Annotated in this window: 20 protein-coding genes and 2 pseudogenes; 7 read left to right on the forward strand and 15 right to left on the reverse strand. The window is 66.4% G+C overall.

The features are described 5' to 3' along the window. Positions 1-28: 28 nt before the first annotated feature. The 4 genes and pseudogenes from BFD71_RS38830 to BFD71_RS03680 form a co-directional block, all read right to left on the reverse strand. Positions 29-214 (reverse strand): annotated as a pseudogene (locus BFD71_RS38830) (hypothetical protein); the annotation flags it as partial. Between the two features lie 61 nt (positions 215-275). Further along, positions 276-1820, reverse strand: a complete 1545-nt coding sequence (gene hpnR, locus BFD71_RS03670) for a hopanoid C-3 methylase HpnR (RefSeq protein ID WP_069261950.1) — start codon at positions 1818-1820, stop codon at positions 276-278. Positions 1821-1911: 91 nt separating this feature from the next. Continuing rightward, entirely contained in the window at positions 1912-3399 is a 1488-nt protein-coding gene (locus BFD71_RS03675) for a GntP family permease (protein ID WP_069261951.1), read from the reverse strand. Further along, positions 3396-4454, reverse strand: a complete 1059-nt coding sequence (locus BFD71_RS03680; protein WP_176732819.1) for a patatin-like phospholipase family protein — start codon at positions 4452-4454, stop codon at positions 3396-3398. Before BFD71_RS03680 ends, BFD71_RS03675 begins: the two co-directional genes overlap by 4 nt. A 193-nt stretch (positions 4455-4647) precedes the next feature. Here BFD71_RS03680 and BFD71_RS41970 point away from each other — a divergent pair. After that, a pseudogene (locus tag BFD71_RS41970) lies at positions 4648-5265 on the forward strand (uracil-DNA glycosylase family protein); the annotation flags it as partial. Between the two features lie 42 nt (positions 5266-5307). Further along, a complete protein-coding gene (locus tag BFD71_RS41975) occupies positions 5308-5676 on the forward strand; it encodes a DUF488 domain-containing protein (RefSeq protein WP_256094507.1) in 369 nt (122 codons plus the stop codon). Between the two features lie 33 nt (positions 5677-5709). Here the strand turns inward: BFD71_RS41975 and BFD71_RS03690 are convergent, their stop codons facing one another. Continuing rightward, complete coding sequence (locus BFD71_RS03690) at positions 5710-7032, reverse strand: TIGR00366 family protein (RefSeq protein WP_069262390.1); 1323 nt, start codon at positions 7030-7032, stop codon at positions 5710-5712. A gap of 280 nt (positions 7033-7312) precedes the next feature. Here BFD71_RS03690 and BFD71_RS38840 point away from each other — a divergent pair, with 280 nt between their 5' ends. Further along, positions 7313-8164 (forward strand): SH3 domain-containing protein, encoded by an 852-nt coding sequence (locus BFD71_RS38840; protein WP_141710560.1) that lies wholly within the window; start codon positions 7313-7315, stop codon positions 8162-8164. A gap of 68 nt (positions 8165-8232) precedes the next feature. Here BFD71_RS38840 and BFD71_RS03700 read toward each other — a convergent pair whose 3' ends face one another. From BFD71_RS03700 to BFD71_RS03730, 8 genes are all read right to left on the reverse strand, one after another. Further along, complete coding sequence (locus tag BFD71_RS03700; protein ID WP_069261953.1) at positions 8233-9222, reverse strand: hypothetical protein; 990 nt, start codon at positions 9220-9222, stop codon at positions 8233-8235. Between the two features lie 243 nt (positions 9223-9465). Beyond that, positions 9466-9627: a hypothetical protein gene (locus BFD71_RS41280; RefSeq protein WP_176732820.1), complete on the reverse strand. Its 162-nt coding sequence runs from the start codon at positions 9625-9627 to the stop codon at positions 9466-9468. A gap of 158 nt (positions 9628-9785) precedes the next feature. Continuing rightward, a complete protein-coding gene (locus BFD71_RS03705; RefSeq protein ID WP_069261954.1) occupies positions 9786-9998 on the reverse strand; it encodes a hypothetical protein in 213 nt (70 codons plus the stop codon). A gap of 236 nt (positions 9999-10234) precedes the next feature. After that, a complete protein-coding gene (locus BFD71_RS03710) occupies positions 10235-10666 on the reverse strand; it encodes an Hsp20/alpha crystallin family protein (protein ID WP_069261955.1) in 432 nt (143 codons plus the stop codon). Positions 10667-10918: 252 nt separating this feature from the next. Continuing rightward, positions 10919-11665, reverse strand: coding sequence for a beta-ketoacyl-ACP reductase (locus BFD71_RS03715; protein ID WP_069261956.1), 747 nt, complete (start codon positions 11663-11665; stop codon positions 10919-10921). Further along, positions 11655-12206 (reverse strand): hypothetical protein, encoded by a 552-nt coding sequence (locus BFD71_RS03720; RefSeq protein WP_069261957.1) that lies wholly within the window; start codon positions 12204-12206, stop codon positions 11655-11657. The genes BFD71_RS03715 and BFD71_RS03720 overlap by 11 nt, the downstream gene beginning before the upstream one ends. Before the next feature lie 389 nt (positions 12207-12595). Continuing rightward, positions 12596-13057, reverse strand: coding sequence for a universal stress protein (locus BFD71_RS03725; RefSeq protein ID WP_069261958.1), 462 nt, complete (start codon positions 13055-13057; stop codon positions 12596-12598). A gap of 153 nt (positions 13058-13210) precedes the next feature. Next, positions 13211-14197 carry a zinc-dependent alcohol dehydrogenase family protein gene (locus BFD71_RS03730; protein ID WP_069261959.1) on the reverse strand — a complete coding sequence of 329 codons (987 nt, stop codon included), beginning with the start codon at positions 14195-14197 and terminating at the stop codon, positions 13211-13213. Positions 14198-14524: 327 nt separating this feature from the next. On the opposite strand from BFD71_RS03730, the gene BFD71_RS03735 reads away from it, so the two are divergent. After that, entirely contained in the window at positions 14525-16960 is a 2436-nt protein-coding gene (locus BFD71_RS03735) for a phosphoketolase family protein (RefSeq protein WP_069261960.1), read from the forward strand. Between the two features lie 16 nt (positions 16961-16976). Here BFD71_RS03735 and BFD71_RS03740 read toward each other — a convergent pair whose 3' ends face one another. After that, on the reverse strand, positions 16977-17954 hold the full coding sequence (locus tag BFD71_RS03740) for an acetyltransferase (protein WP_069261961.1): 978 nt from the start codon (positions 17952-17954) through the stop codon (positions 16977-16979). Between the two features lie 205 nt (positions 17955-18159). Here BFD71_RS03740 and BFD71_RS03745 point away from each other — a divergent pair, with 205 nt between their 5' ends. Continuing rightward, positions 18160-19833 carry a bifunctional aminoglycoside phosphotransferase/ATP-binding protein gene (locus tag BFD71_RS03745; RefSeq protein ID WP_256094479.1) on the forward strand — a complete coding sequence of 558 codons (1674 nt, stop codon included), beginning with the start codon at positions 18160-18162 and terminating at the stop codon, positions 19831-19833. A gap of 49 nt (positions 19834-19882) precedes the next feature. Here the strand turns inward: BFD71_RS03745 and BFD71_RS03750 are convergent, their stop codons facing one another. After that, positions 19883-20287: a transposase gene (locus BFD71_RS03750; protein WP_083245038.1), complete on the reverse strand. Its 405-nt coding sequence runs from the start codon at positions 20285-20287 to the stop codon at positions 19883-19885. A 183-nt stretch (positions 20288-20470) separates the two neighbouring features. Here BFD71_RS03750 and BFD71_RS03755 point away from each other — a divergent pair, with 183 nt between their 5' ends. Beyond that, the gene (locus BFD71_RS03755) at positions 20471-21298 is read left to right on the forward strand and encodes a DUF72 domain-containing protein (protein WP_069262391.1); all 828 of its coding nucleotides are present in this window, start codon (positions 20471-20473) and stop codon (positions 21296-21298) included. 177 nt (positions 21299-21475) lie between these two features. Beyond that, positions 21476-22762, forward strand: coding sequence for a cation:proton antiporter (locus BFD71_RS03760; protein WP_069261964.1), 1287 nt, complete (start codon positions 21476-21478; stop codon positions 22760-22762).

Consider the following 22762-nt stretch of genomic DNA (forward strand, 5'->3'; position numbering starts at 1 on the left):
CGGTTCGATACCGCCGCCGTCTTTTTGTTTAATGCGCCTGCGGTTCGCGCTGCGCCTGCGGCTCACGATATCGCGCGAACTTCGACGTATGGCCGATGCCGGGATTGAAGCCGTTGCATGGATCGAGCGTTTCGTAAAACGACTTCAGCGCAGGCTTCGCATCGTAGAGACGGCCGACGTTGTGCTCAGCGGGCTATTCGGCGCCGCGCGCGTCGAACCTCGACGGCAGGACGCGCGCGCAACCGGTGTACGTCAAGACGGCGCCGGCCGAACAATCAGCCGAGACCCATGCGTGTCTCGTCGACGAACTTCTCCGTGGCGTCGTCGATCTTGCGGCCCTTGCGGCCGGAGGGGCCGTGAATGTAGACGGTCTTCATATCGACCTGCGGCGCGCCGCTCGTGCCGGGGGGCGGCGTCATCTCGTAGTGGACTTCGCGCGCGTGGTCGGCCATTTGCAGGCGCGGATCGAACACCGAGTTGAAACGCCACAGCATGCGCACGAAATTGGTCTGGCCGTGCAATAGCAGATGCGTGGCCTGACCCGCCGCGCCGCGCAGCGCGGTCCAGCCCATGTGCTTGCGATTGAGCACCTGCTGCGTGCTCACGAGTTCCGCGTAGAACTCGGGCAGCGGAAGCTGCGTCGGCACGACGGCGTGCTGGATGTCATAAAGGCGATAGTCGAGGCTCGTGAGGCGCCGCGCCTCGCGCTGCCAGTTCTCCGTGCCCGGATATGGCGTATTCACGCTGATATTGACGATCTCGGGAATCTCCAGGCACCACTGGCGGATCGTCTCGAAGCGTTCGCGGTCCCAGTCCGGATCGGCAATCAGGTTGATCGCGACGGTAATCCCCAACGAACGCGCGAATTCGAGCGCCTCGAAATTCTTGTCAAGGCTGATCCGTTTGCGAAACGCCTTGAGCCCCGCCTCGTCGATCGCCTCCAGACCGAGGAACATGTACTTCAGGCCAATGGACTGCCACAGACGGAACACGTCCTTGTTGCGCAGAAGCACGTCGCCACGCGTTTCCAGGTAGTAGCGCTTGTCGATGCCGCGCCGCTTGATCGCCTCGCCGATCGCCATGCCGTGTTCGGCATGCACGAACGCCACGTCGTCGACGATGAATACGCCCGGCTCGCGCAACGCCGCCAGTTCGTCCACGACGACTTCGGGGCTGCGCGTGCGGTAGCTGCGTCCGTAGAACGTCCATGCGCTGCAGAACGTGCAGTCCCACGGGCAGCCACGCGCGAACTCGATGGAGGCGCAGGGATCGAGCGTGCCGATGAAATACTTGCGGCGATGGCGTAGCAGGTCGCGCGCGGGCCGTACCGGATCGAGATTCTCGACGAAGCCTGGCGGCGGACCCGATCCGTGGCTCGTGAGGACGCCGGGCACCGCGAGCAGGTCGGTGCGGCGCGACACCGCTTCGAGCAGTTCGTTCACCGAAGCTTCACCCTCGCCGCGCAGCACGCAATCGATCGCGCCTTCGGCATGGCGCAGCAGATCGTGTGCGGTGAACGACACGCTGTGGCCCCCGACGAAGACGAAACACGAGGGAAGCGCGGCCTTCACGGCCTTCGAGAGATCGATGATCTCGGGAATGTTGGCCAGATAGTTGCCCGAGAAGCAGAGCGCCTCGGGCTGCCAGTCACGCACCATGCGCATGAGGTCACGGTGTGTCTCGACCTGCAGATCGAGCAGGCGCACGTCATGGCCCGCATCGCGCGCCGTACCGGCTACGGATTCGAGACCCAGCGGCTCGAGCCGCAGGAACACGCGCGTGTACATCAGTCCGCTCGGGTGGACAGCAAGCAATTTCATGAAGCCTCCTTGCGAAGGGCCGCCGCTTCGCGAGAGTCTACGCGCGTTGGCGGATCGCTGCCCCGCGGCGTGTTTCGCGCAGGAACGCCAGTCAGAAACTGCCGAACAGAGAACCGAGCACGATCACGACGGCGAGCGCGATGAGCGCGCCGACGATGCTCACCACCACGAGGTCGCGGTAGCTTTCGCGATGCGTCGAGCCGCACACGGCCAGCAGCGTGACGACGGCGCCGTTGTGCGGCAGGCTGTCGAGCGTGCCCGACGACATCACGGCGACGCGGTGCAGCAAAGCGGGATCGATGCCATGCTGGGCAGCGAGCTCCATGTAGGTGCCACCGAGCGCGTCGAGCGCGATGGTCAACCCGCCCGAGGCCGAGCCCGTGAGCCCGGCGAGCAGGTTCGTGGCCACGGCGAGCGAGACGAGCGGGCCGCCGCCGATGCCGAGCACCCAGTCGCGCACGGCCTCGAACGCGGGCAATGCGGCAATCACGGCGCCGTAGCCCACGAGGCTGCCCACGCTCAGCACCGGCAACACCGACGCGTTGGCGCCCGCATCGACGCTCTCGCGTAGCGCGCCGAGCCGCCCGCGATTGAGCGCCACCAGCACGATGATGCCGAGTGCGAGCGCAACCGAGACACCCCACACGCCCGCCACCGCCGAAAGCGTGGTCGAACCCCAGCGCGGTTCGGCGAGATACGACGCGTCGATGCGCGGGAACACCACGACGTTCATCACGAAGTTCATCGCCACGACGACCACGAGCGGCGCGAGCGCGACGAAGGGCGACGGCGGCCCCCCATGGTCCGGTACAGCCGCGCCGCCGATCTCGGCGGGATCGAAGGCTTGGGCGAGACTCGCGCGCTCGCGCACGAGCGAGGACTTGCCGCGCTCTTCGTCATCGGCGCCGCCGTTGTCGGGCTCGACAAAGCCCTCGCCGTTGCGCCGCGCCGCCGCCGCCGCGCGCCCGAGCCACCAGAGGCCGAAGCCCGCCATCACGAGGCTCGCGATCACGCCAAGGCCCGGCGCCGCGAACGGCGTCGTGCCGAAGAACGGCATCGGAATGGCGTTTTGCAGCGCGGGCGTGCCGGGCAGCGCCGACATCGTGAAGGTCGCCGTGCCGAGCATGATCGCAGCGGGCATCAGGCGGCGCGGGATATCGGCGGAGCGAAACAGCGCCTGCGCCATGGGGGCGAGCACGAAGAACGCGACGAACAGGCTCACGCCGCCATAGGTGACGAGCGCGCCGCCCAGCACCACGGCCACGAGTGCGTGACGCGTGCCTAACTTGTCGATCATGAGGCGCGCCACGGCGTCCACCGAGCCGCTGTCTTCCATCAGCTTGCCGAACAGCGAGCCGAGCAGGAAGAGCGGAAAGAACTGGGCGAGAAAACGGCCCGTGCTCGACATGAATGTTTGCGTCCAATGCGCGAGCACCGGCTCGCCGGAAATGAGCGCGGCCAGCATGGCGCACAGCGGCGCGAGCAGCAGCACGCTCCAGCCGCGATACGCGAGCCAGATCAGCAGCGCGAGACTCGCGAGCATGCCCCCGAGGCCGATAACGAGCGTGCCCGCGCTCATTGCAGCACCCCTTCGAGCAGCGCTTCGAAATTGAACGTGGATGCCTCGCCGAGCTGCGCACCGTGTTGCGCCAGGAATTCATCGGCGGTGTGGCGGCCTTCGTCGCGCAGCATCGTGATGAACGACCACTCTGCGTTGAGCTTCGACGACGCGCCCAGCGTGACGAGCTTCGCGCTATGCACGCGATGCAGGCGCATATGCGCCCAGCGGCGGCCCTCCTCGCTGCCTGCGTCGGCGACCTTGTGCAGCAGCGCCATCATGCGCAGCTCCTTGATTAGCGGCGAGTTGAACGCGATCTCGTTCACGCGGTTGATGATGTCGCGCGCCGAGCGCGGCGTGCCCCCGCGCTCCACGGGGTTCACCTGCACGAGGATCGTGTCGATCGAATCGGTCTCGCGAATCAGCGGCGTAATCGTCGGATTGCCCGCGTAACCGCCGTCCCAGTAGGCCTCACCGTCTATCTCGACGGCCTGAAAGAGCGTGGGCAGACAGGCCGAGGCGAGCAGCGCGTCGGGCGTGACATCGGCATTGCGGAACACGCGCGCCTGCCCGTTGGAAACGCGCGTGGCCGTGACGAAGAGCTTGATGCGCGAGCGGCGCAACGCGTCGAAGTCGATGGTGTCGGCGAGGATCGTGCGCAACGGGTTCACGCGCCCCGGATTCAGGTCGTACGGAGAGACGACACGCGCCATCATGTCGAGCGCGACGAACACGGGTGAATGATCGAGCGTCCAGCGCCCGAGCAGGATGTCGACGGGGCCGCGCCGGAACGGGCTGAAGCGCGCGGCGTCGGCCACGCGGCGCCAAAAGCGTTCGAGCGCCTCGCGCGCGCCGGCCGCGCCGCCCAACGCATGGCCGCTCGCGAGCACGGCGGCGTTCATCGCGCCCGCCGAGGTGCCCGAAATGCCTTCGATCTGCAGCCACGACTCTTCGAGCAGGCGGTCCAGCACACCCCATGTGTATGCGCCATGGGAGCCGCCGCCTTGCAGTGCGAGATCGACGAGCAAGGGCTCGGTGCGGGTCGTGCGGGTTGACGTCTCGGCTTCGGCAGGCATTGCGGCTCCGTTCCAGACAGACCACGGGCGAGATTACAGGAAAAGCGTAAATGGCCGCACGAGAATGACGCAGCGCGCAATCTGGCTCGAACGCGCTGGAGTCGCGCTGCGATCAGCGCGCGGCGGGCCGGTCGCAGCGGCGCACCAGGGCGTTTGGTAGACTGGATCTCCCGCCACGCCTTCCTGCCTTGCCGTGTCGAATGTCCATCCGCTTCGCGGGCCGGATTCGCTATCGGGCCCGCTTCCCGCGTTGCTCGCCGAAATCCGCGCCTGCCATGCCTGCGCCGACGCGCTGCCGCTCGGGCCGCGCCCTGTGCTGCAGGCAAGCGATACGGCAAGCCTGCTGATCGTCGGCCAGGCGCCGGGCGCGAAGGTCCACGCCTCGGGCGTGCCGTGGGACGACGCGAGCGGTAAACGGCTGCGCGCGTGGCTAGGCATCGACAGCGAAACGTTCTACGACGCCGCTCAGGTCGCGCTCGTGCCGATGGGCTTTTGCTACCCCGGCCGCGGCGGGGGCGGAGACAACCCGCCGCGCCCGGAATGCGCCCCACTGTGGCACGCGCGGCTCATCGAGCAGTTGCGCGGCGTGCGCCTGACTCTGCTCGTCGGCCAGTATGCCCAGCGCTATTTTCTCGGCAGCGAGCGCCGTGGCTCGCTCACCGAGACGGTGGCGGCCTGGCGCGACTATGCACCCAATTTCGTGCCGCTGCCGCATCCGTCGCCACGCAATCAGGCGTGGTTCAAGCGCCACCCGTGGTTCGAACTCGACGTCCTGCCCGCGCTGCAGGCGCGCGTAAAAGCATTGCTGGCACCTGAAGGCCGCCACGCGCACACCACTAAAAAGGAGCCGACGATGACGAACCCGGCAATCGATATCCAGCGTGTCTACGAACCGCTGCCCGAGCAGGGACACCACTGCTATCTGGTGGATCGGCTGTGGCCGCGCGGCCTGAGCAAGGAAAAGCTCGCGAACGTGGAATGGCTGAAGGAGGTGGCGCCGAGCACCGAACTGCGCCAATGGTTCCATCAGGACCCGGAGCAGTGGACCGAATTCAGGAAGCGCTATCTGGCAGAGCTGAACGCCAATCCGGACGCCTGGCGGCCGCTCGCCGAAGCGGCCGGGAACGGGCACATCACCCTGCTCTATGGCTCCCACGACACGCAGCGCAATCACGCAATCGTGCTGCGCGACTATCTGGCGAAGCACGTGAAGCACAAATGACCGGACGGTGCTCGCGCCCCGCCCGTTTCACGCTCAGAAGAGATACATCCCCGCGACGAATACGACGCCCGAGAACAGCAACGTGGTCACGCAGTAACCCATGATGTCACGCACGCCGAGGCCGGCGATCGCGAGCGCGGGCAGCGCCCAGAAAGGCTGCGCCATGTTGGTCCATGCCTCGCCGTAAGCGATCGCCATCGCCGACTTGCCGAGGTCCGCGCCCAGCGCCTGCGCCGCCGGCATCACGAACGGCCCCTGCACGACCCAGTGGCCGCCGCCCGAAGGCACCGCGAAGTTGATCACCGCCGAGCTGAGAAACACGAGCAGCGGAAACGTGTGCACGTTCGCGATATCGACGAACCACTTCGTAATGACGCCCGCGAGACCCGAGTGGTCCATGAGCGCCTGAATGCCCGCGTAGAACGGGAACTGGATCATGATCCCCGAGGCGCCCTTCGCGGCGCCGGCCACGGCGCGCGCGTAGGCCATCGGCGTTTTGTGCAGCACGAGGCCCGCCGCGAGAAACACGAGGTTCACGGTGTCGATGTCGAGCGCGAAGCCCTTCGTGTGAAAGCGGAAGCCGAGGAACACGAAGCAGAGTGCCGCCACCAGCAGCGCGAGCGCGCGGCTTTCCTCGATGCGCTCGGCGAAGGTCGCATCCGGGCCGAGCTTGCGCTCGACGCTCGGCGGGTCTTCGAGCAGCGCGGGGTCGACCGAGACGACATCTTCGGGCTTCGGCATCATGAGACGCACGAGAATCGGCAGCAGCACGATCAGTCCGAGCGTGATGAACGCGTTATAGCCCGTGAAGATGGTCTGCGAGACCGGAATCAGGCCGACGGCCTTTTCCATCGGATTGCCCTTCGTGGCCGCGACGAGCGGCACCGAGCCGGAAAGGCCGCCGTGCCACGTGAGAAAGCCCATGTACGCGGCGGCGACGAGCAGCCGGTAGTCCGCGCCGCGCACTCGCCGGGCCACTTCGCGCGAGAACATCGCGCCGAGCACGAGCCCGAAGCCCCAGTTGATCGCGCAGGCAATCGCGCCCACGAATGCAACCAGCATCACGCCCTGGCCCGGCGTGCGCGCGCAACTCGCCAGCGCGACCAGCATGCGCTTGACCGGGCCGGAGCTGGCAAGCGCGTGGCCGGTGACGAGAATCAGGACCATCTGCATCGCGAACGCGAGCAGGTTCCAGAAGCCCGAACCCCACATCAAGACGAGCGCTTCAGGCGGCTGCGGCGTGAGCGCGAACGCCAGCACGAAGGTCACGACGGTGAGGAGAATGGCGAAGATGAGCGGGTCCGGCAGGATCCGATGCACTACGCCGGTAAAGAAGTGGGAAATACGCTGAATCACGGTGGTCTGCTCCTCGTCTGCTGATACGGAATCGGCCGCCTGTTTTCTTCTTTGCGAACCGAGGCCGCGATTTTTGCACAGCGCGGCATACTGCGTGCGCCACGCCGACAATTGGCCGAATGCGTGCTGAACGCTCTGAACGCTGCGCCTGACCGGTGCGCGCGCACCCGCACGAAATAAGCCGTTACATGCCTCGGCGCGCCCTAAAAGCCTTATCTGCTACCGTTATGGTTGCTATCTCAATAAATGTCCGGGTGATTCCACCCAGCGGGAGGCAGCAATGCGCAAGCAGTTTCTCGGTGTCGTGCTCGCCACGCTAGCCGGCATATTCGTGGCTACTCCGCCCGCGCACGCCCAGTCGCAGGCATTCACGAATCAGACCGTCAACATCTACGCAGGACCCGCAGCCGACTTTCCTATCGTCGCGCAGATTCCGGGTGGCGTGGCAGTGACGGTATGGGGCTGCGTCGCGGGCTTTAGCTGGTGCGACATCGGTTTTCCGGGCCTGCGAGGCTGGGTCTACGGCACCTTCATCAGCTATCCGTGGCAAGGACAACGCGTGCCGGTGATGAACTATGGCCCGCGCATCGGTCTGCCTATCGTGACGTTCTCGCTCGGCGCGTACTGGGGCATGCACTACCGCGACCGGCCGTGGTACTCCAATCAATCGCGCTGGGCGCGCCATCCAGGGCCACGACCTCTGCCGCCGCCGCCCGTGCGGCCGCGTCCGCCCGTCGGTCGTCCGCCGGGCGGCACACGGCCGCCCAACCAGGGCGGCGGGAATCGGCCGCCCAACAACAACGCGGGACAGGGAAACCGGCCACCCGGCGCGGGCCCCGGCAATAACAACGCGCGGCCGCCCGGACAAGGGCACGCGCGGCCGCCGGGACAAGGAAATGCCCGTCCGCCTGGTCAAGGGAATGCCCGTCCGCCCGGCCAGGGCGGCGGCCGGCCTCAGGGGCAAGGCGGTGGGCGGCCGTCCGGCGGCGGGAATAATCGACCGCAGGGAGGTGGCGGTGGTGGCGGGCCTGGCGGCGGCGGCGGTGGTGGTGGCGGACCGGGAGGCGGTGGCGGACCTAGCGGCGGTGGCGGGCCTGGCGGCGGCGGTGGCCGTCCGCCTCAGGGTAGCTAACGTCGCGACTAGCGGGCAAAAGTCCATGCCGACGCAAGGCGTGCCCGCGCTGGCTACTTCACCATCGCTCAGAACCGGTAGCCGATACCGCCCAGGATCACGTCCGTATCGCGGCTATAGCGCGTGACCACGCGGTTCCAGGTGACGCGCGCCGCCCAGTGCTGCGTCAAGCGATAGGAAGCCGAAACGGAGATGAGCCCCGAGAGAATCCCGTCGCCGGTATCACGCTCGTCGGGATGCTCGCCGTGATGGATCGCCGCGTAGAGGCCAGCGCCGAACCCGAGCGTGAGACGCTCGTCGAAGAACGCGCGCGTGAGCCAGATTTGCGCCGTCGCGCCGTCGCGCCGCGCCGAGATGCCATTGCCCTCGTGCAGATATCCCACCGTGGCGTCGAGAAAGGAATTGATGCCGCGCCGGTACTCGATTGCCTCGGCCGCCGATGTCTGCGATTCGAGGCTGTTGAGGATCGTCTCGCCCGCCATCAGCGTGATCTCGTTGTTCGTCACTTTCTGCGTGCGCGGCAGCGCGAAATCGCGCGGCCCTGGTGTGCCGGGCGCGTCGAGCTGATAGCCCACGCCCAGCATGAGCGATGTCGTCGATGGCCCGCGCGACACTTGCACGCGGTTGAGCTGCAGGTTCGCTGTCCAGCGATGCGTGGAGTACCACGTGGCGCGCGCACTGTAGAGCACGCCCCAGCCGTGCGTATCGGACCAGCCCTGACCCTGTGACGCGGCCTCGGTATCGAAATAGCGATACGGCCCGACACCCAGTGCGAATACGAAGCGGCGCTGCGCGAGCGGCAAACGCGCCCACGCCTGGATGGCCTGGCCGTCGCGGTGATGATCCGGAATATGGCCTTCGTTGAGCCAGGCAATGCTGCCGGCAAAATACTGGCCGAAACCCTCCGTGTAATCCATTTGCCACGAATAGGTATGATCGGCGCCGCTTTTGAGCGGCCCTGTGTAGAGCGTGAATTCCTGCGCGCAAACTGACCCCGAAGCCAAGGCGAGCGCGCTGCCGACAACACCGGCTGCGGCTAGCGACGTGATGTTTTTCATTGCGTGCGTTTGGCCTTGCGGTTGGGATAACGTGACTCGCTGCAAGGAAAACGTATGCAACGGAACGCGGAGCATACCGTGACGCGACATTTTTTGTGCAAACCCACTCTTTCAATTAATTACGACATGACGTAGCACAAATTTCTGATATTTATTTTGCCATCCTAATTACATGAATAAAAAAGAAACGCCGCACAAAAAGTGCGGCGTCTTCCTGCATTCAGCTTTGCAAGCGGTGCAATATCAGCGCACGTGATGACAGACGCGCTCAGCGTGATGGTGGACGTGCTCGACGTGACACACCTCGTGGTGATACGGTTGGGCGACAGCAGCGAGCGGCGCGAAAAGCGCGGCGCAGGAAATCAGGGCAAACAGGCGGACAGCGGGCTTGGTAACGGCGTTCATGACTCGGCTCTTGCGTATGAAAACAGCGTGGTGGGAATCAAAAGCCAGCACTGTATCCCAGAGCGTTCTGCGACGTATTACACGGTTGTAACGGGCGTAGCGCTCGATGAAACGCTCTTGACACGCCTTGCTACGCAAGAGCGGCTCGCGGCGGCCGCTCAAATAGTGGGCTCGCCGCCCTCGTCGTGGGTGAGTCGCCGCAGCAGTTCGCGACCGCGGGTGGTGAGGCGCAGCGTGGGGTCGCCGCCCGCCTCGTCCATTTCGACGAGACGATAGCGCTGCAGCGCAAGGAAATCGGAATCGATCATTTGAATCGGCGCGTCCGCATCACGGATCAGCAGCAGGGTCGCTAGTTCGTGGTGACTGAGCATCAGGTCTCTCCAGTTGTTGGCCGGAGTCGAGGCGCAAACGCCGATTCCAGCCACATGCCCGAAAAAGCAATCGGCCGAAGGGCCGTGGGCTTGAGTCACCCCAGCATAGCGAGTCAATCGTACAGTTTCGCTACAGCCATGTTTCGCTGTGTTACGCGCCGGTGTCCGAAGCAAGAAAGCGGCGCGCAGCTGCACGATATGCAGTCTGCGCGCCGCCCGCTTACAGCCTCTCGCCCTTAGTTGATTTCGAGGCGCTTACTGGCGCTTGCGGCCCGCTTCGGTAGCGTCAGCGTCAGCACGCCATCCTTGTATTGCGCGCCCGCCTTTGCATCGTCGATTTCCGCGGCGAGCGTGAACGCGCGGCTCACGCTGCCCGCATAGCGCTCGCGACGCACCACGCGCTCACCTTCCTTCAGTTCGCTGCCGCGCTCGACTTTCGCGGCAATCGAAACGAGATTGCCATCGATCTTCACGTCGATGTCTTTCCGGTCGACGCCGGGCATTTCAGCCTTCACCGTGAAACCGGCCTCGTCTTCCGTCACGTCGATCCGGATACTGGCCGCTTGCCCTTCCGCGCCGCTCGTAGCACGCAACGGCCGGAACAGCCCGTGAAACAGATCGGGCACACCTTCCATCGAAAACGGATCGTAACGCGAGATAGTGCTCATTGATGCCTCCATGGGCAGAACGTTTTTCGTGTCCACACAACGACGGCGTTGCGTCGGATTCCTAAGTTCCCCCATCAACTCGCACAGGCGCATGACACCTCTGCGGCCGACGTCCGGGAATCGCCTGCAACGAAGCGCGCCGCTCGCGCGGCGCGGTCGCTGCCGCTTACCGTTCCAACATGAAGGCGCCTCGCGCGTTTGCAAGACCCGTTTTTTGCCGCGCGCGAAATTTTTGTGTCGCCGCGCGGCGCGTCATTGCATGTGCATCCCGCCGTTGATCGCGATATCGGCGCCGGTGATGAACGCCGCATCGTCCGAACAGAGGAACGCCACGAGTGCCGCGACCTCGTTCGGTTGCCCGAGACGGCCTACTGGAATCTGCGGGAGGATGCGCGCATCCAGCACATCTTTCGGTACGGCTTCCACCATTTGCGTGGCGAGGTAGCCCGGCGACACGGTGTTCACCGTCACGCCTTTCTTCGCCACTTCCAGTGCGAGCGCCTTCGTGAAGCCATGCATGCCCGCTTTCGCCGCCGAATAGTTGGTCTGCCCGAAAGCGCCGCGCGAGCCGTTGACCGAGCCGATATTGATGATGCGCCCGAAGCCGCGCTCGATCATGCCGGGCAGGAACGGCTTCGTCACGTTGAAGAGCGCGTCGAGATCGGTGCGCAGCACGGAGTCCCAATCGGATTTCGACATCTTCACGAAGCTGCGGTCGCACGTAATGCCCGCATTGTTGATGAGCACGTCCACCTGGCCGAGATCGTCGAGCGCTTGCTGCGCCGCGCGCTCGCAGGCCTCGTAGTCGGCGACGTTCATCTGGTGGCAGCCGAATTCACGGCCCGCCGCGCGTTCGGCGGCAACCCAGGCATCGGCGCGCGTGTTCGCCGCCGAGCAAGAGACGGCGACGGTCATGCCCGCATCGTGCAGGCGCCGGCTGATCGCCTCGCCGAGTCCGCCCATGCCGCCCGTGACGAAAGCAACGCGCTTAGTGGCCATGCTGGCCTCCGCCCGCGCTGGCGCCCTGCGCACGGCCTGCGCCCGCCGCCTTGCCCGGATGCACTGCACCATTGGCGGCGCTGCTCATTGCGCGCTCGAAGGCGTTCATCCACTCGCGCATCGGCAGCGCACCCGGCACCTTGGCTGCGCTGGCTTGCGCGCCCGCACAGGCCTCCTGCCACTGCTGCGTGAAGTCGCGCGCACTGTCGGACCACGTGCTCGCGCTCTGCATCGCCGCCGCGACGCCCTCTTGCCAGAGCGTGGTGCTCGCGCCGAGATAGTCGCGCCAGACCGATTGCGTGGCGACCGCGAAATCGGTCCAGTCGCGCGCGATGCGCAGCGATTCGAGCAGGCCCTCGACCGCCTCGCGGTCGCGCGCGATGCGGCGCTGCTCCAGCTTCAGCAACTGCTCGCGCCATTGCTGCTGCCCGACGAGCAGGCGCAACGCGGCCGACGTGTTGGCACGGTACGTGTCGAATGAGGCGCCCATCGCGTTGCCGGGCGAGGCGGCGTCGAATGAGGGATGGGAAGCGGTTGCCATGGTCAATCTCCTCCTTATGTAGCTTTCGCCCGGCGCGGCCGGATGCGTTTGCTGCCAAAGAGACCGCGGTGGACCGCGACGGGACGCGGGCTGCGGCGAGCGAAATGAAAGCGCTTCACGCGCGACGATGGGGAACGGGATGCTTCGGAGTGCCGTATGTTCGCAAGACGGCCGACTCAAGCCAACATCATAGGCAGGAAGACGGCGTCCCGCGCGACGAATGGGCGATTTGTCGCTTGATCGACGTCACATTTCGAGATACCTGATGCGCAGCGAGTCAACACCAGGCTTGTCATCGCGGGTATTTCGCGACGGACTGTAAGGGCGGGAACGCTGCCCGGCCGATCGCGCCCTCGACCCGAACCGGCCGGTGGAACCGGGCACACCGGTCAGTTGGCCGGCAGCTCTTCGTCGCGCACCAGCATCACCGGCCGGTCCGCCATGCGCAGGAACGACTCGGCCACGCTGCCGAGCAACAGGCGCTTCATGCCCGACAAGCCACGCGTACCCATCACGACGAGGTCCGCGCCGTCCTCGGCGGCGATGCGCGAGATCACTGCGGCGATCTCCTCGCCGCTTGCGTCGGCCGCGCGCGTGGAGCCCGGCACCTGAGCCTGCGCGAACACCAGTTTCGCCTCTTCGAGCGCCGCCGTTGCCGCGTCGTTTTCCGCCGAGTGGCGCGCCTGTTCCTCGGCGAAGCCCGTACTGACGTCCACGAGCCGCGCCGGATGCCGCACGACATACAGCGCCTGAACGGCGCCGCCAGTCGCTTTCGCGACCTTCACGGCCTCCTCGAGCGCGCGCCGGCCGCTGCGGCTGCCATCGACCGCTACCAGAATCTGCTTGTACATCATGGACCTCCCGGGCGTCGCCCATGTTGCGCACCGGCTCCCGGCGCGCTATCCAGATAAAGATCGTTGTAGCGCATTCAGGTACGGATGCGCGCCCCGGCCAGTGCGACCCGTTGTCTCTACTGCGTCACCATCGTGATCCACCTGACCGGCTCAGCGCATCGTCAACACCGCCGCGCCCGTGAGCCGTCCCTCGCGCAAATCGGCCAGCGCCTCGTTCGCGCGCGCGAGCGGGTACGGCGTGGTTTCGATTTCGAGCTTGTGCCGCGCAGCGATCGCCATGAACGTCGCCCCGTCCTCGCGCGTGAGATTCGCCACCGAAACGATGCGCCGCTCTTCCCACAGCCATGCGTAAGGAAACGAGGGAATGTCGCTCATGTGGATGCCGCCGCACACGACCGTGCCGCCCTTCGTCAGCGCCCGCAGCGCAGCGGGCACGAGCGCGCCGACCGGCGCGAACAGCAGTGCCGCGTCGAGTTCCTCGGGCGCGCGCTCGTCGCTGCCGCCGGCCCACGTCGCTCCGAGGCGCCGCGCGAACTGCTGCGCCGCGACATCGCCCGGACGCGTGAACGCGTAGACGGTGCGCCCCTGGTGGCGCGCGACCTGCGCGACGATATGCGCCGCGGCGCCGAAGCCGTAGATGCCGATGCGCCGTGCATCGCCCGCCATCGCGAGCGAGCGATAGCCGATGAGTCCCGCGCAGAGGAGCGGCGCGGCCTCGAGGTCGCTGTACTGGCGCGGCAGATGAAAGCTATAGCGGGCGTCGGCGACGGTGCGCGTGGCGTAGCCGCCGTCGATCGTGTAGCCGGTGAAGCCGGGTGCGTCGCAGAGGTTCTCGCGCCCGTCGGCGCAGAAACGGCAATGGCCGCAGGTGCGGCCGAGCCACGGCACGCCCACGCGGTCGCCGGGCGCGAAACCCGTCACGCCGGCCCCGAGCGCCGCGACCGTGCCGACGATCTCGTGACCGGGAATGAGCGGTCTTTTCGGGTGAGCGAGATCGCCGTCCACGACGTGCAGGTCGGTGCGGCATACGCCGCACGCACGCACGTCGATCAGCAGTTCGCCCGCGCCCGGTGCCGGGTCGGGTAGATCGGCTTCGCGCAGCCGCGGATTCTCGCCGTCGAACAGCATTGCCCGCATCGCTATCCTCCTCGCCAGAACGCGGCAGACGCGCCGCATCGATCACCATAAAACCATGTTATGCAATCGGACCGCGCGCTGTCGTGCATTGCGCGCTGCGGCGCAGCTACCCCGATGCGACTCGCCGCCACAGGACATCCACGCGTGGCGCGCCGCGCGATCGTGGCACCATAAGACGAATCCCACAGGACCACGAGGGCCGCAGCCCGGCCTGGCGCGCGGAGTCCGTCCGCCGTGCGGGCCACCGGCTCGCGCCACGCACGCCGCCGCGCCGCGCACGCAGTCCGCCTCGGTCCGCCTTCCGCCGCCGCGCAACCGGAGCCCCGCATGAACGCCACCGACACCCCTGCCTACCCGCCGCTCTCCGACGACCTGCTGCGCCGCATGGACGCCTGGTGGCGCGCGGCCAACTACCTCTCGGTTGGCCAGATCTATCTGCTCGCCAATCCGCTCTTGCGCGAGCCGCTGCAACTCGCGCACGTGAAGCCGCGCCTGCTCGGCCACTGGGGCACGACGCCGGGCCTGAACTTCCTCTACACGCACCTGAATCGCATCATCAACGCGCGCGATCTCGACGTGCTGTTTCTCGCGGGGCCGGGCCACGGCGGCCCCGCCGTCGTCGCGAACACCTGGCTCGAAGGCACCTACAGCGAGACCTGGCCGAACGTGCCGCTGGATGTCGAAGGCATGGCCGTGCTCTTCAAGCAGTTCAGTTTTCCGGGCGGCATTCCGAGCCATGTCGCGCCGCAAACGCCGGGATCGATCCACGAAGGCGGCGAACTCGGCTACGCGCTCTCGCACGCCTACGGCGCGGTGTTCGACAACCCGGATCTGGTCGTCGCCTGCGTGGTGGGCGACGGCGAAGCCGAAACGGGCCCGCTCGCCACCGCCTGGCACTCGAACAAGTTTCTCAATCCCGCCACCGACGGCGCGGTGCTGCCCATCCTCCATCTGAACGGCTACAAGATCGCGGGACCGACCGTGCTCGCGCGCATAGGCGACGACGAACTCGCCTCGCTGATGAAGGGTTATGGCCACGAGCCGATCTTCGTGGAGGCCGAGGAACCGGACGTGGCGCATCGCTTGATGGCCGCCGCGCTCGACACGGCATTCGACGAAATCGCCCGCATCCAGAAGACTGCGCGCGAACTCGCGGACGAACACGGCAACCTGCCGTCCGGCTATGTGCGCCCGCGCTGGCCGATGATCGTCATGCGCACGCCCAAAGGCTGGACGGGCCCGAAGACCGTGGATGGCCAGAAAACCGAAGGCTCGTGGCGCTCGCACCAGGTACCGCTCGCCAACATTTCGAAGCCGGGGCACCTCGCGCTGCTGGAAGGCTGGATGCGCAGCTACAAGCCCGAGGAACTGTTCGACGCGCAAGGCCGCCTCGTGCCCGACATCGCCGCGCTCGCGCCGCAAGGCGAAAAGCGCATGAGCGCGAACCCGCGTTCGAACGGCGGCGGCCGCGTGCGCGAACTGCGCGTGCCACCCTTCGAGCACCACGCCGTGGCTGTGCCCGCACCGGGCCAGGTGGACGCCGAAGCCACGCGCGTGATGGGCGCGTTCCTGCGCGAAGTGATGCGCGTGAACGACGCCACGCGCAACTTCCGCATCTTCGGGCCCGACGAAACTGCGTCGAACCGCTGGGGCGACGTATTTGACGTGACGTCGCGCACCTGGCTCGCGGAGGTCACGCCCGACGACGTCCAGCTCGCCACCAACGGCCGCGTGATGGAAATCCTCTCCGAGCACACCTGCCAGGGCTGGCTGGAAGGCTATCTGCTCACGGGCCGCCACGGTTTCATGTCGTGCTACGAGGCGTTCATCCACATCATCGATTCGATGTTCAACCAGCATGCGAAGTGGCTGCAGGTGATCCGCGAGATTCCGTGGCGGCGGCCACTGCCCTCGCTCAACTATCTGCTCACCTCGCACGTGTGGCGCCAGGACCATAACGGATTCAGCCATCAGGACCCGGGCTTCATCGATTATGCGGTGAACAAGAAGGCGGACACGGTGCGCGTGTATCTGCCGCCCGACGCCAATACGCTGCTCGCCGTGACGGACCATGTGCTGCGCACCTGGAACCGTATCAATATCATCGTGGCGGGCAAGCAGCCGCAGGCGCAATGGCTCGACATGGACGCAGCCATTCGCCACTGCGCGGACGGCATTGGCATCTGGCAATGGGCGAGCAACGACGACGACGGCGAGCCCGACGTCGTGATGGCCTGCGCCGGCGACGTGCCGACCATGGAGACGCTAGCCGCCGTGGATCTGCTGCGCACCTGCCTGCCCGACCTGAAGATCCGCGTGGTGAACGTGGTGGACCTGATGACGCTCCAACCCGCCGACCGTCACCCGCACGGTCTGCCCGACGCCGATTTCAACGCGCTGTTCACGACCGACAAGCCCGTGATCTTCGCGCACCATAGCTATCCGACGCTGATCCACAAGCTCACGTACCGGCGCGCCAATCACGCTAACATTCACGTGCACGGCTTCATCGAGGAAGGCACGACGACCACGCCGTTCGACATGACGGTGCTCAACCGGCTCGACCGCTACCACCTGTGCGAAGCCGTGATCGACCGCGTGGACGGCCTCGCGCAACGCGCGGCGCATCTGCGCCAGACCCTGCATGACAAGCTGGCCGCGCACCGCCGCTACGTGGACGAGTACGGCGACGACATGCCCGAAATCCGCGACTGGCGCTGGCCGGCGGCGCGCGCCGCGCAGGGCTCAGGTGACACGGCTTAGTTGCGCCTTGCGCTGCTCAGGCCGAAGCCGGCTTCGTGCGCCCGAACACGCGCGCGAACGCGGTGACAAAGGCGTCGAGCCGGTTCGATTCGAGACAATCGATGCCCGCCGCGCCGACCCGGCCGTTTCCGCCGGGGAACGCGCGGCAGAGTTCATCCGCGCCGCGCGGTTCCGTGAGCGGCGCGCGCACGCTCACCGCATAGTTGCCGTCCGCGTTCACGCTCAGCACCGCGTGCGCGCGCGAGGGCTCCTCGTTCGCGAGCACGTTGGCGAACAGGCCGCGCACGCGGCGCGCCCACGGCTCGTCGGGCAACACGCAAACGCTGCCGTACTGGAGCGCGACGAGCGGCGCGATGGCCTGGGCCAGTTCGAGATCGCCGTGACGGCAACGGGCGAGCTGTCCGACGATGGGCTCCGAGGCGATGAAATCGAACGGATCGGCATAAGGCTTCAGCGCCGCGTACAGATCGAGCGGCGCGATCATGAGATCTTCGACGCAGTCGCCGTAAGCGTTGTAGTTGATCGACTCGCCAAGCTCGCGCAGCTGCACGGCCTGCCCGGCATCGAGCCCGGCCTGCTGGGCAAGCGCCTGCGCCGTGTCGGGCAGGTTGTCGCCCCAGGCCGCCGCGATCGCCCACGGCCGGTAGCGGCCGGCGAGATGGCGGTCCACGAGCACGCTCGTGCAGACCTGCGCCGTCGTGTCGATATGCGCGACGAGATTCCTGTTCACAGGCAGGTCGCCCGCGTGGTGATGATCGAAATATTCGATCACGACGTCTTTCGCAAGTAGCGCGGTGAGCGCCTTGCGATTCACATCGAACGAAATGTCGAGAACCGTTAGCGAGTCGCCCGGCTTGGCGGGCACGCGCTCGACGAGTGCGATGTCGCGCTTCGCGCCGGTGATGAGCGTCGCCTCGCGCGGCCTTGCGAGCCGCAGTTGATGCAGCGCGCAGATGCCGTCTGCGTCGCCGTTGAATACGTCGAAATGCGCCATGTATCCGGAATTCCGTTGGGTTGAACTAGACAGTATCGCGCAGCCTCCCCCGATTGCACAAAAGGTACAAGACGCCGATGCCCATGCAGACCGTTTCGACCAAGGCATTGACATGCCGCGCAACGGCCTTCCCGAGCTGGCTCGCACTATGCTGGTTCTGACGCTTGTCGCCCCGTTGCCCTCTTTTCCCACGACAGCCACGCCGATGTCCGACACGCCTATCTCACGCCATGTCCCCAATCGCCAGCGCGTAGCGCGGCGCCACAGCCGCCTCGTGGACGCCGCGCTCTCGCGCGCCTCCACGTATGCGCACCCGGCCGGGCGCATCGTGCGCATCGAAACGCATATTTCCGTGGTGTATCTCGCCGGGCGGTACGCGTACAAGATCATGAAGCCCGTCGATTTCGGCTTCGTCAATTTTGTGCGGCTCGATGCCCGGCTCCGCTGCTGCGAAGCTGAGATTCGTCTGAATGCGCCCTTCGCCGGACCGATTTATCGCGACACAGGCGAGCTATTTTTTGACGGTCGGCGTTGCAGGCTCAGGTCCAGACGCGGCGGGCGCGGCAACGTAAAGATCATCGACTATGCGGTACGTATGCGCCGCTTCGATCAGCGCCTGCTGTTTTCGAACCTGCTCGCGCACGGTGAACTGGGCACGGACGATATCGATGCAGCCGCAACCAGCCTCGCCGCGAGCCATCGGCATGCGCACCGGGCCGGACGCGGGCCGATGGCGCCCGCAGCGCGCCTCGGCTCGGCAGCACTGCTGCGCGAACAGGTGCTCGCGGCGCTCGCGCCCCTCGAAGCGGATCCGCGCACCGCGCATGCAGTGACACGCGCCGGGTTGCGCGAGACGTGCGAAAGCGAACTCGCACGTCTCGCGCAGCACCTGGACGGCCGCCGCACGAATGGATTCGTGCGCGCCTGCCACGGCGATCTGCATCTCGACAACATCGTGCGGTACGGGCGGCACGCGCTGATGTTCGATTGCATCGAGTTCAGCGACGAACTGCGCTGGATCGACGTGACCTGCGATCTTGCGTTCCTGCTGATGGATCTGCGCGCGCATGGCCGCTCCGCCTATGCCCACCGTCTGCTCAATCGCTACCTCGAAGCGACAGGCGATTTCGCGGGGCTCGCGGCGTTGCGGCTCCATATCGTTTATCGCGCGCTGGTACGGGCATTGGTAGCGATGCTCAAGGCGGGATCGCCCGCGCGGTCCGATGCGCAAGCGCGCGCAGGCGTCGCCTCGCGCTACCTCGCGCTCGCGGCCAGCGAAGCGCGCGCCATGCGCGAGCCCGCACCCTGGCTTCTGCTCTGCCACGGCTTTTCGGGGTCGGGAAAGTCGGTCGCGAGCCGCGCGCTCGCCGAATTGAGCGGGGCGATCCGCGTGTCGAGCGATCTCGAACGCAAGCGGCTCGAACCCTTCGCCCCGCCCTCGCTCGAGGCGCTGCCGGCAAGCGCCTACACACATGCCGCGCTCGATGCGCTTTACGAACGCCTCGTCGCCCATGTACGCGACGTGCTCAACGCGGGCTACACGGCGCTAGTCGATGCGACGTTTCTCAAGGCAACGCATCGCGCACGTTTTGCAGCGCTCGCGCGTGAGCTGAACCGGCCAATGCTGATCCTGAACTTCCACGCGCCGCAAGCGCGGCTCGCCGAGCGTGTGAACGCTCGCGCGCATGGGCCGCGCGACGCTTCCGACGCCGGCGCCGAGGTGCTCGCCGCACAATTGGCGCAAGCGGACCCACTCGATGCGCGCGAACGGCAGCGCACCGTTGATCTCAATACCGACGTGGAAATCGCGGCATTCTCGCGCGAGCCCTGGTGGGCGCCGCTGTTCGCACGCATGCGAGCGGAGGATGGGGGAATTTGATGCTGCGGCGGACCGACGATCCGCCGCAGAATACCTGCGCGCTGCCCGCTCATCGCTCCACGAAAGGCCGCGAGAGCGGCCAGCGCAGCGAGGACGCCACCGGAAAGCGCGGCTTGCGGCCGGCCGGCGAGCGCCACGGCTGCATGCGTGCGGCCATGGCCGCGCACAGGGCGAGGCCTTCCTCGCCGTGCAGACGCTCCATGGCGTGATGCACGAGACCGGCGTCGAACCACAGCTTGAAGCGGCGATGGCAGGTGCGGAAATCGGGATACTGCTCGGGCAGCTTCGACCAGACCGAGCCGGTCGCCAGTACCCAAAGGATGCCCGCGAAAACGCGACGAGGATTGTGCGCCGGGCGCCCGCGGCGGCGACCTTCAACACGGATTTCGTGAAACATGGGCGCGATGCTGCGCCACTGCACATCGGTAAGTTCCGGAGATATACGGGAAGACATCTGATGGCCCCTGTGAAGTTATCTGACACAACTGGACTAAAGTAGCCTCACAGCGGACAGGAAAATATCGGACTATGCCTAAAAATCGGGATGAACTCGGCGGTTCAGATCGGCACGCTGACCAGCGGCCGCGGCCAGTGCTGCGCTACACTGCGCCATCCCGGCTTCGCTGACGGATTTCCAATGGCGCCTTCATCCACTTCAAAAGCCCGGCACGGCCGGATTCGCGTCGGCGTGGGCGGCTGGATCTATGCCCAGTGGCGTGGCACGTTCTATCCCGACGGCCTTGCGCAGCGCCGCGAGCTGGAATATGCGAGCCGTCATCTCTCGACGCTGGAAATCAACAGCACGTATTACGGCGCGCAGCGCCCCGAAAGCTTCACGCGCTGGCACGATGAAACCCCGGAAGACTTCGTGTTCTCGCTGAAAGCCCCGCGCTTCGCGATGAATCGCCGTGTGCTGGCCGAAGCCGGGGCCACGATCGAGCGCTTCCTGAGCGGCGGCGTGCTGAACCTGCGCGACAAACTCGGGCCGATCAACTGGCAGATCACGCCGGGCAAGCGCTTCGATCCCGAGGACTACGCACGATTTCTCGAACTGCTGCCGGACGAGGCCGAAGGCCGCCCGCTGCGCCACGCGCTCGAAGTGCGCGACGAGAGTTTTTGCACGCCGGAATTCGTCGCACTCGCGCGCAAGCACAAGGCGGCGATCGTCATCAGCGGCGATTCGGACTATCCGCTGATCGGCGATACGAGCGCGCCGTTCGTCTATGCCCGCATCATGGGAACCGCGCAGAATCACCCGCAGGGCTATGCTCCCGCCGATCTCGACCTCTGGGCGAAGCGCGCGCTCGCCTGGTCGCGCGGCGAAACACCCGACGACCTCGCCACCTACGCGAAGCCGCTCGCCGCGAAGGCCGGCCGCGACGTGTATCTATACGTCATCAGCGGCTTCAAGGAGCGCAACCCGGCGGCAGCGGTGGCGCTGATCGAGCGCGTCGGTGCGAGCTAGCCGCGCACGGCGAATCTCATCTGACACGTAAAAGACCGTAATGCCGCCGTCATGACCTGGTCAGCAGCGAGTTGATATGGGTCAACATGCAAAGTTGCAACGCAGCGAGATACTGAATCGATGCGTTGCGGGCACTGCCGCTCCCGGCGCCCAACCGCACCACGGAGTGTCCTGCCTTTGCAAACTGCAATCGAATTCACCATCCGCGCCGGTATCCTGCTACTCATCATTGCGCTCTGCCACGCCGCTGCACAGCGTTTTCGTCTCTCCGATTCGTTCGGCCTGACCAGCGCCGGCGTGCTGCTCGGCGCGGGCTACCTCGCCTTGCAACAGTTCGCCCCAGACTTCACCGCTTCGACTGTCGTACCCTTGCTCACGACATCGCTTCCGCCCGAGGCGTATCTCTGGATATTTCTGCCGCCCATCCTCTTCGAAGCGGCGTTGCAGGTCGATACGCGCGGTCTTTTCGCCGATCTCGCGCCCATCCTTCTGCTCGCGATCGGCGCGGTGGTGGCCGCTGCGGCAGGCGTTGGCCTCGCCACGTGGATCAGCAGCGGCGAGAGCCTGATCGTCTGCCTGCTGCTCGGCGCAATCGTCAGCACGACGGATCCTTCCACCGTGATCGCGCTCTTTCGCAATAGCGGCGCGCCCGAACGCCTGATCCGGCTGATCGAGGGCGAAAGCCTGCTCAACGATGCCGCCGCTATCACCATCTCCACGCTCCTCACGAGTGCACTGGTTCTGGCGCCGACCGCTGCGCACAACCACGGCTATCCACTCGCATCGTTCCTCGTTTCGCTCGTCGGCGGCTGCACGTTTGGGGCGCTCGCGGGAGCGCTTTTCGTGGCGACGTCGAGCGCGCTGCGCCGCCTGCCTTTTTCCGAGTACGCGCTGTCGCTCGCGCTGCCCACGCTGCTCTATCCGACCGCGGAACACGGGCTTCACGTTTCCGGCGTGGCCGCAGTGGTGTGTGCGGGTCTCACGGCCAGCCAGCTCATGCGGACACGCCCGCGCGCCGCGAGCCAGGGGCTGTTTCGCCAGCTTTGGGCGTACCAGGCTGGCATCGCCTCCGCCGCTGTCTTTCTGCTCGCGTCAGCGCACGTGCCCGGTCTGGTGCACACGCTGCATCTGCGCGACGCCCTCCCGCTCGGGCTGGCGCTGGTGGCCGCCACCCTGAGCCGATTCGGCATCCTCACGATCTTCGTGCCGCTGCTGAGCCGCTTTGGCATCTGCAAGCCGTTGCCGCGCGCGCATCAATGGCTGATCGCATGGGGCGGCGTGCGCGGGCCCGTCACGCTCACGCTCGCGATTTGCGTCGCGCGCAACGACGCGCTTTCGCCCGACACGCGCGCGTTCGCGGCCGCGATGGCCGCTGCCTTCGTCCTGCTGAATCTGCTCTGCAACGGCCTCACGCTAGGACGTGTGGCGCGATGGCTCGGCATTGCGCCAGGCACTTCCGGCTGA

The sequence above is a fragment of the Paraburkholderia nodosa genome, from assembly GCF_001718195.1.
GTDB lineage: Bacteria > Pseudomonadota > Gammaproteobacteria > Burkholderiales > Burkholderiaceae > Paraburkholderia > Paraburkholderia nodosa_A.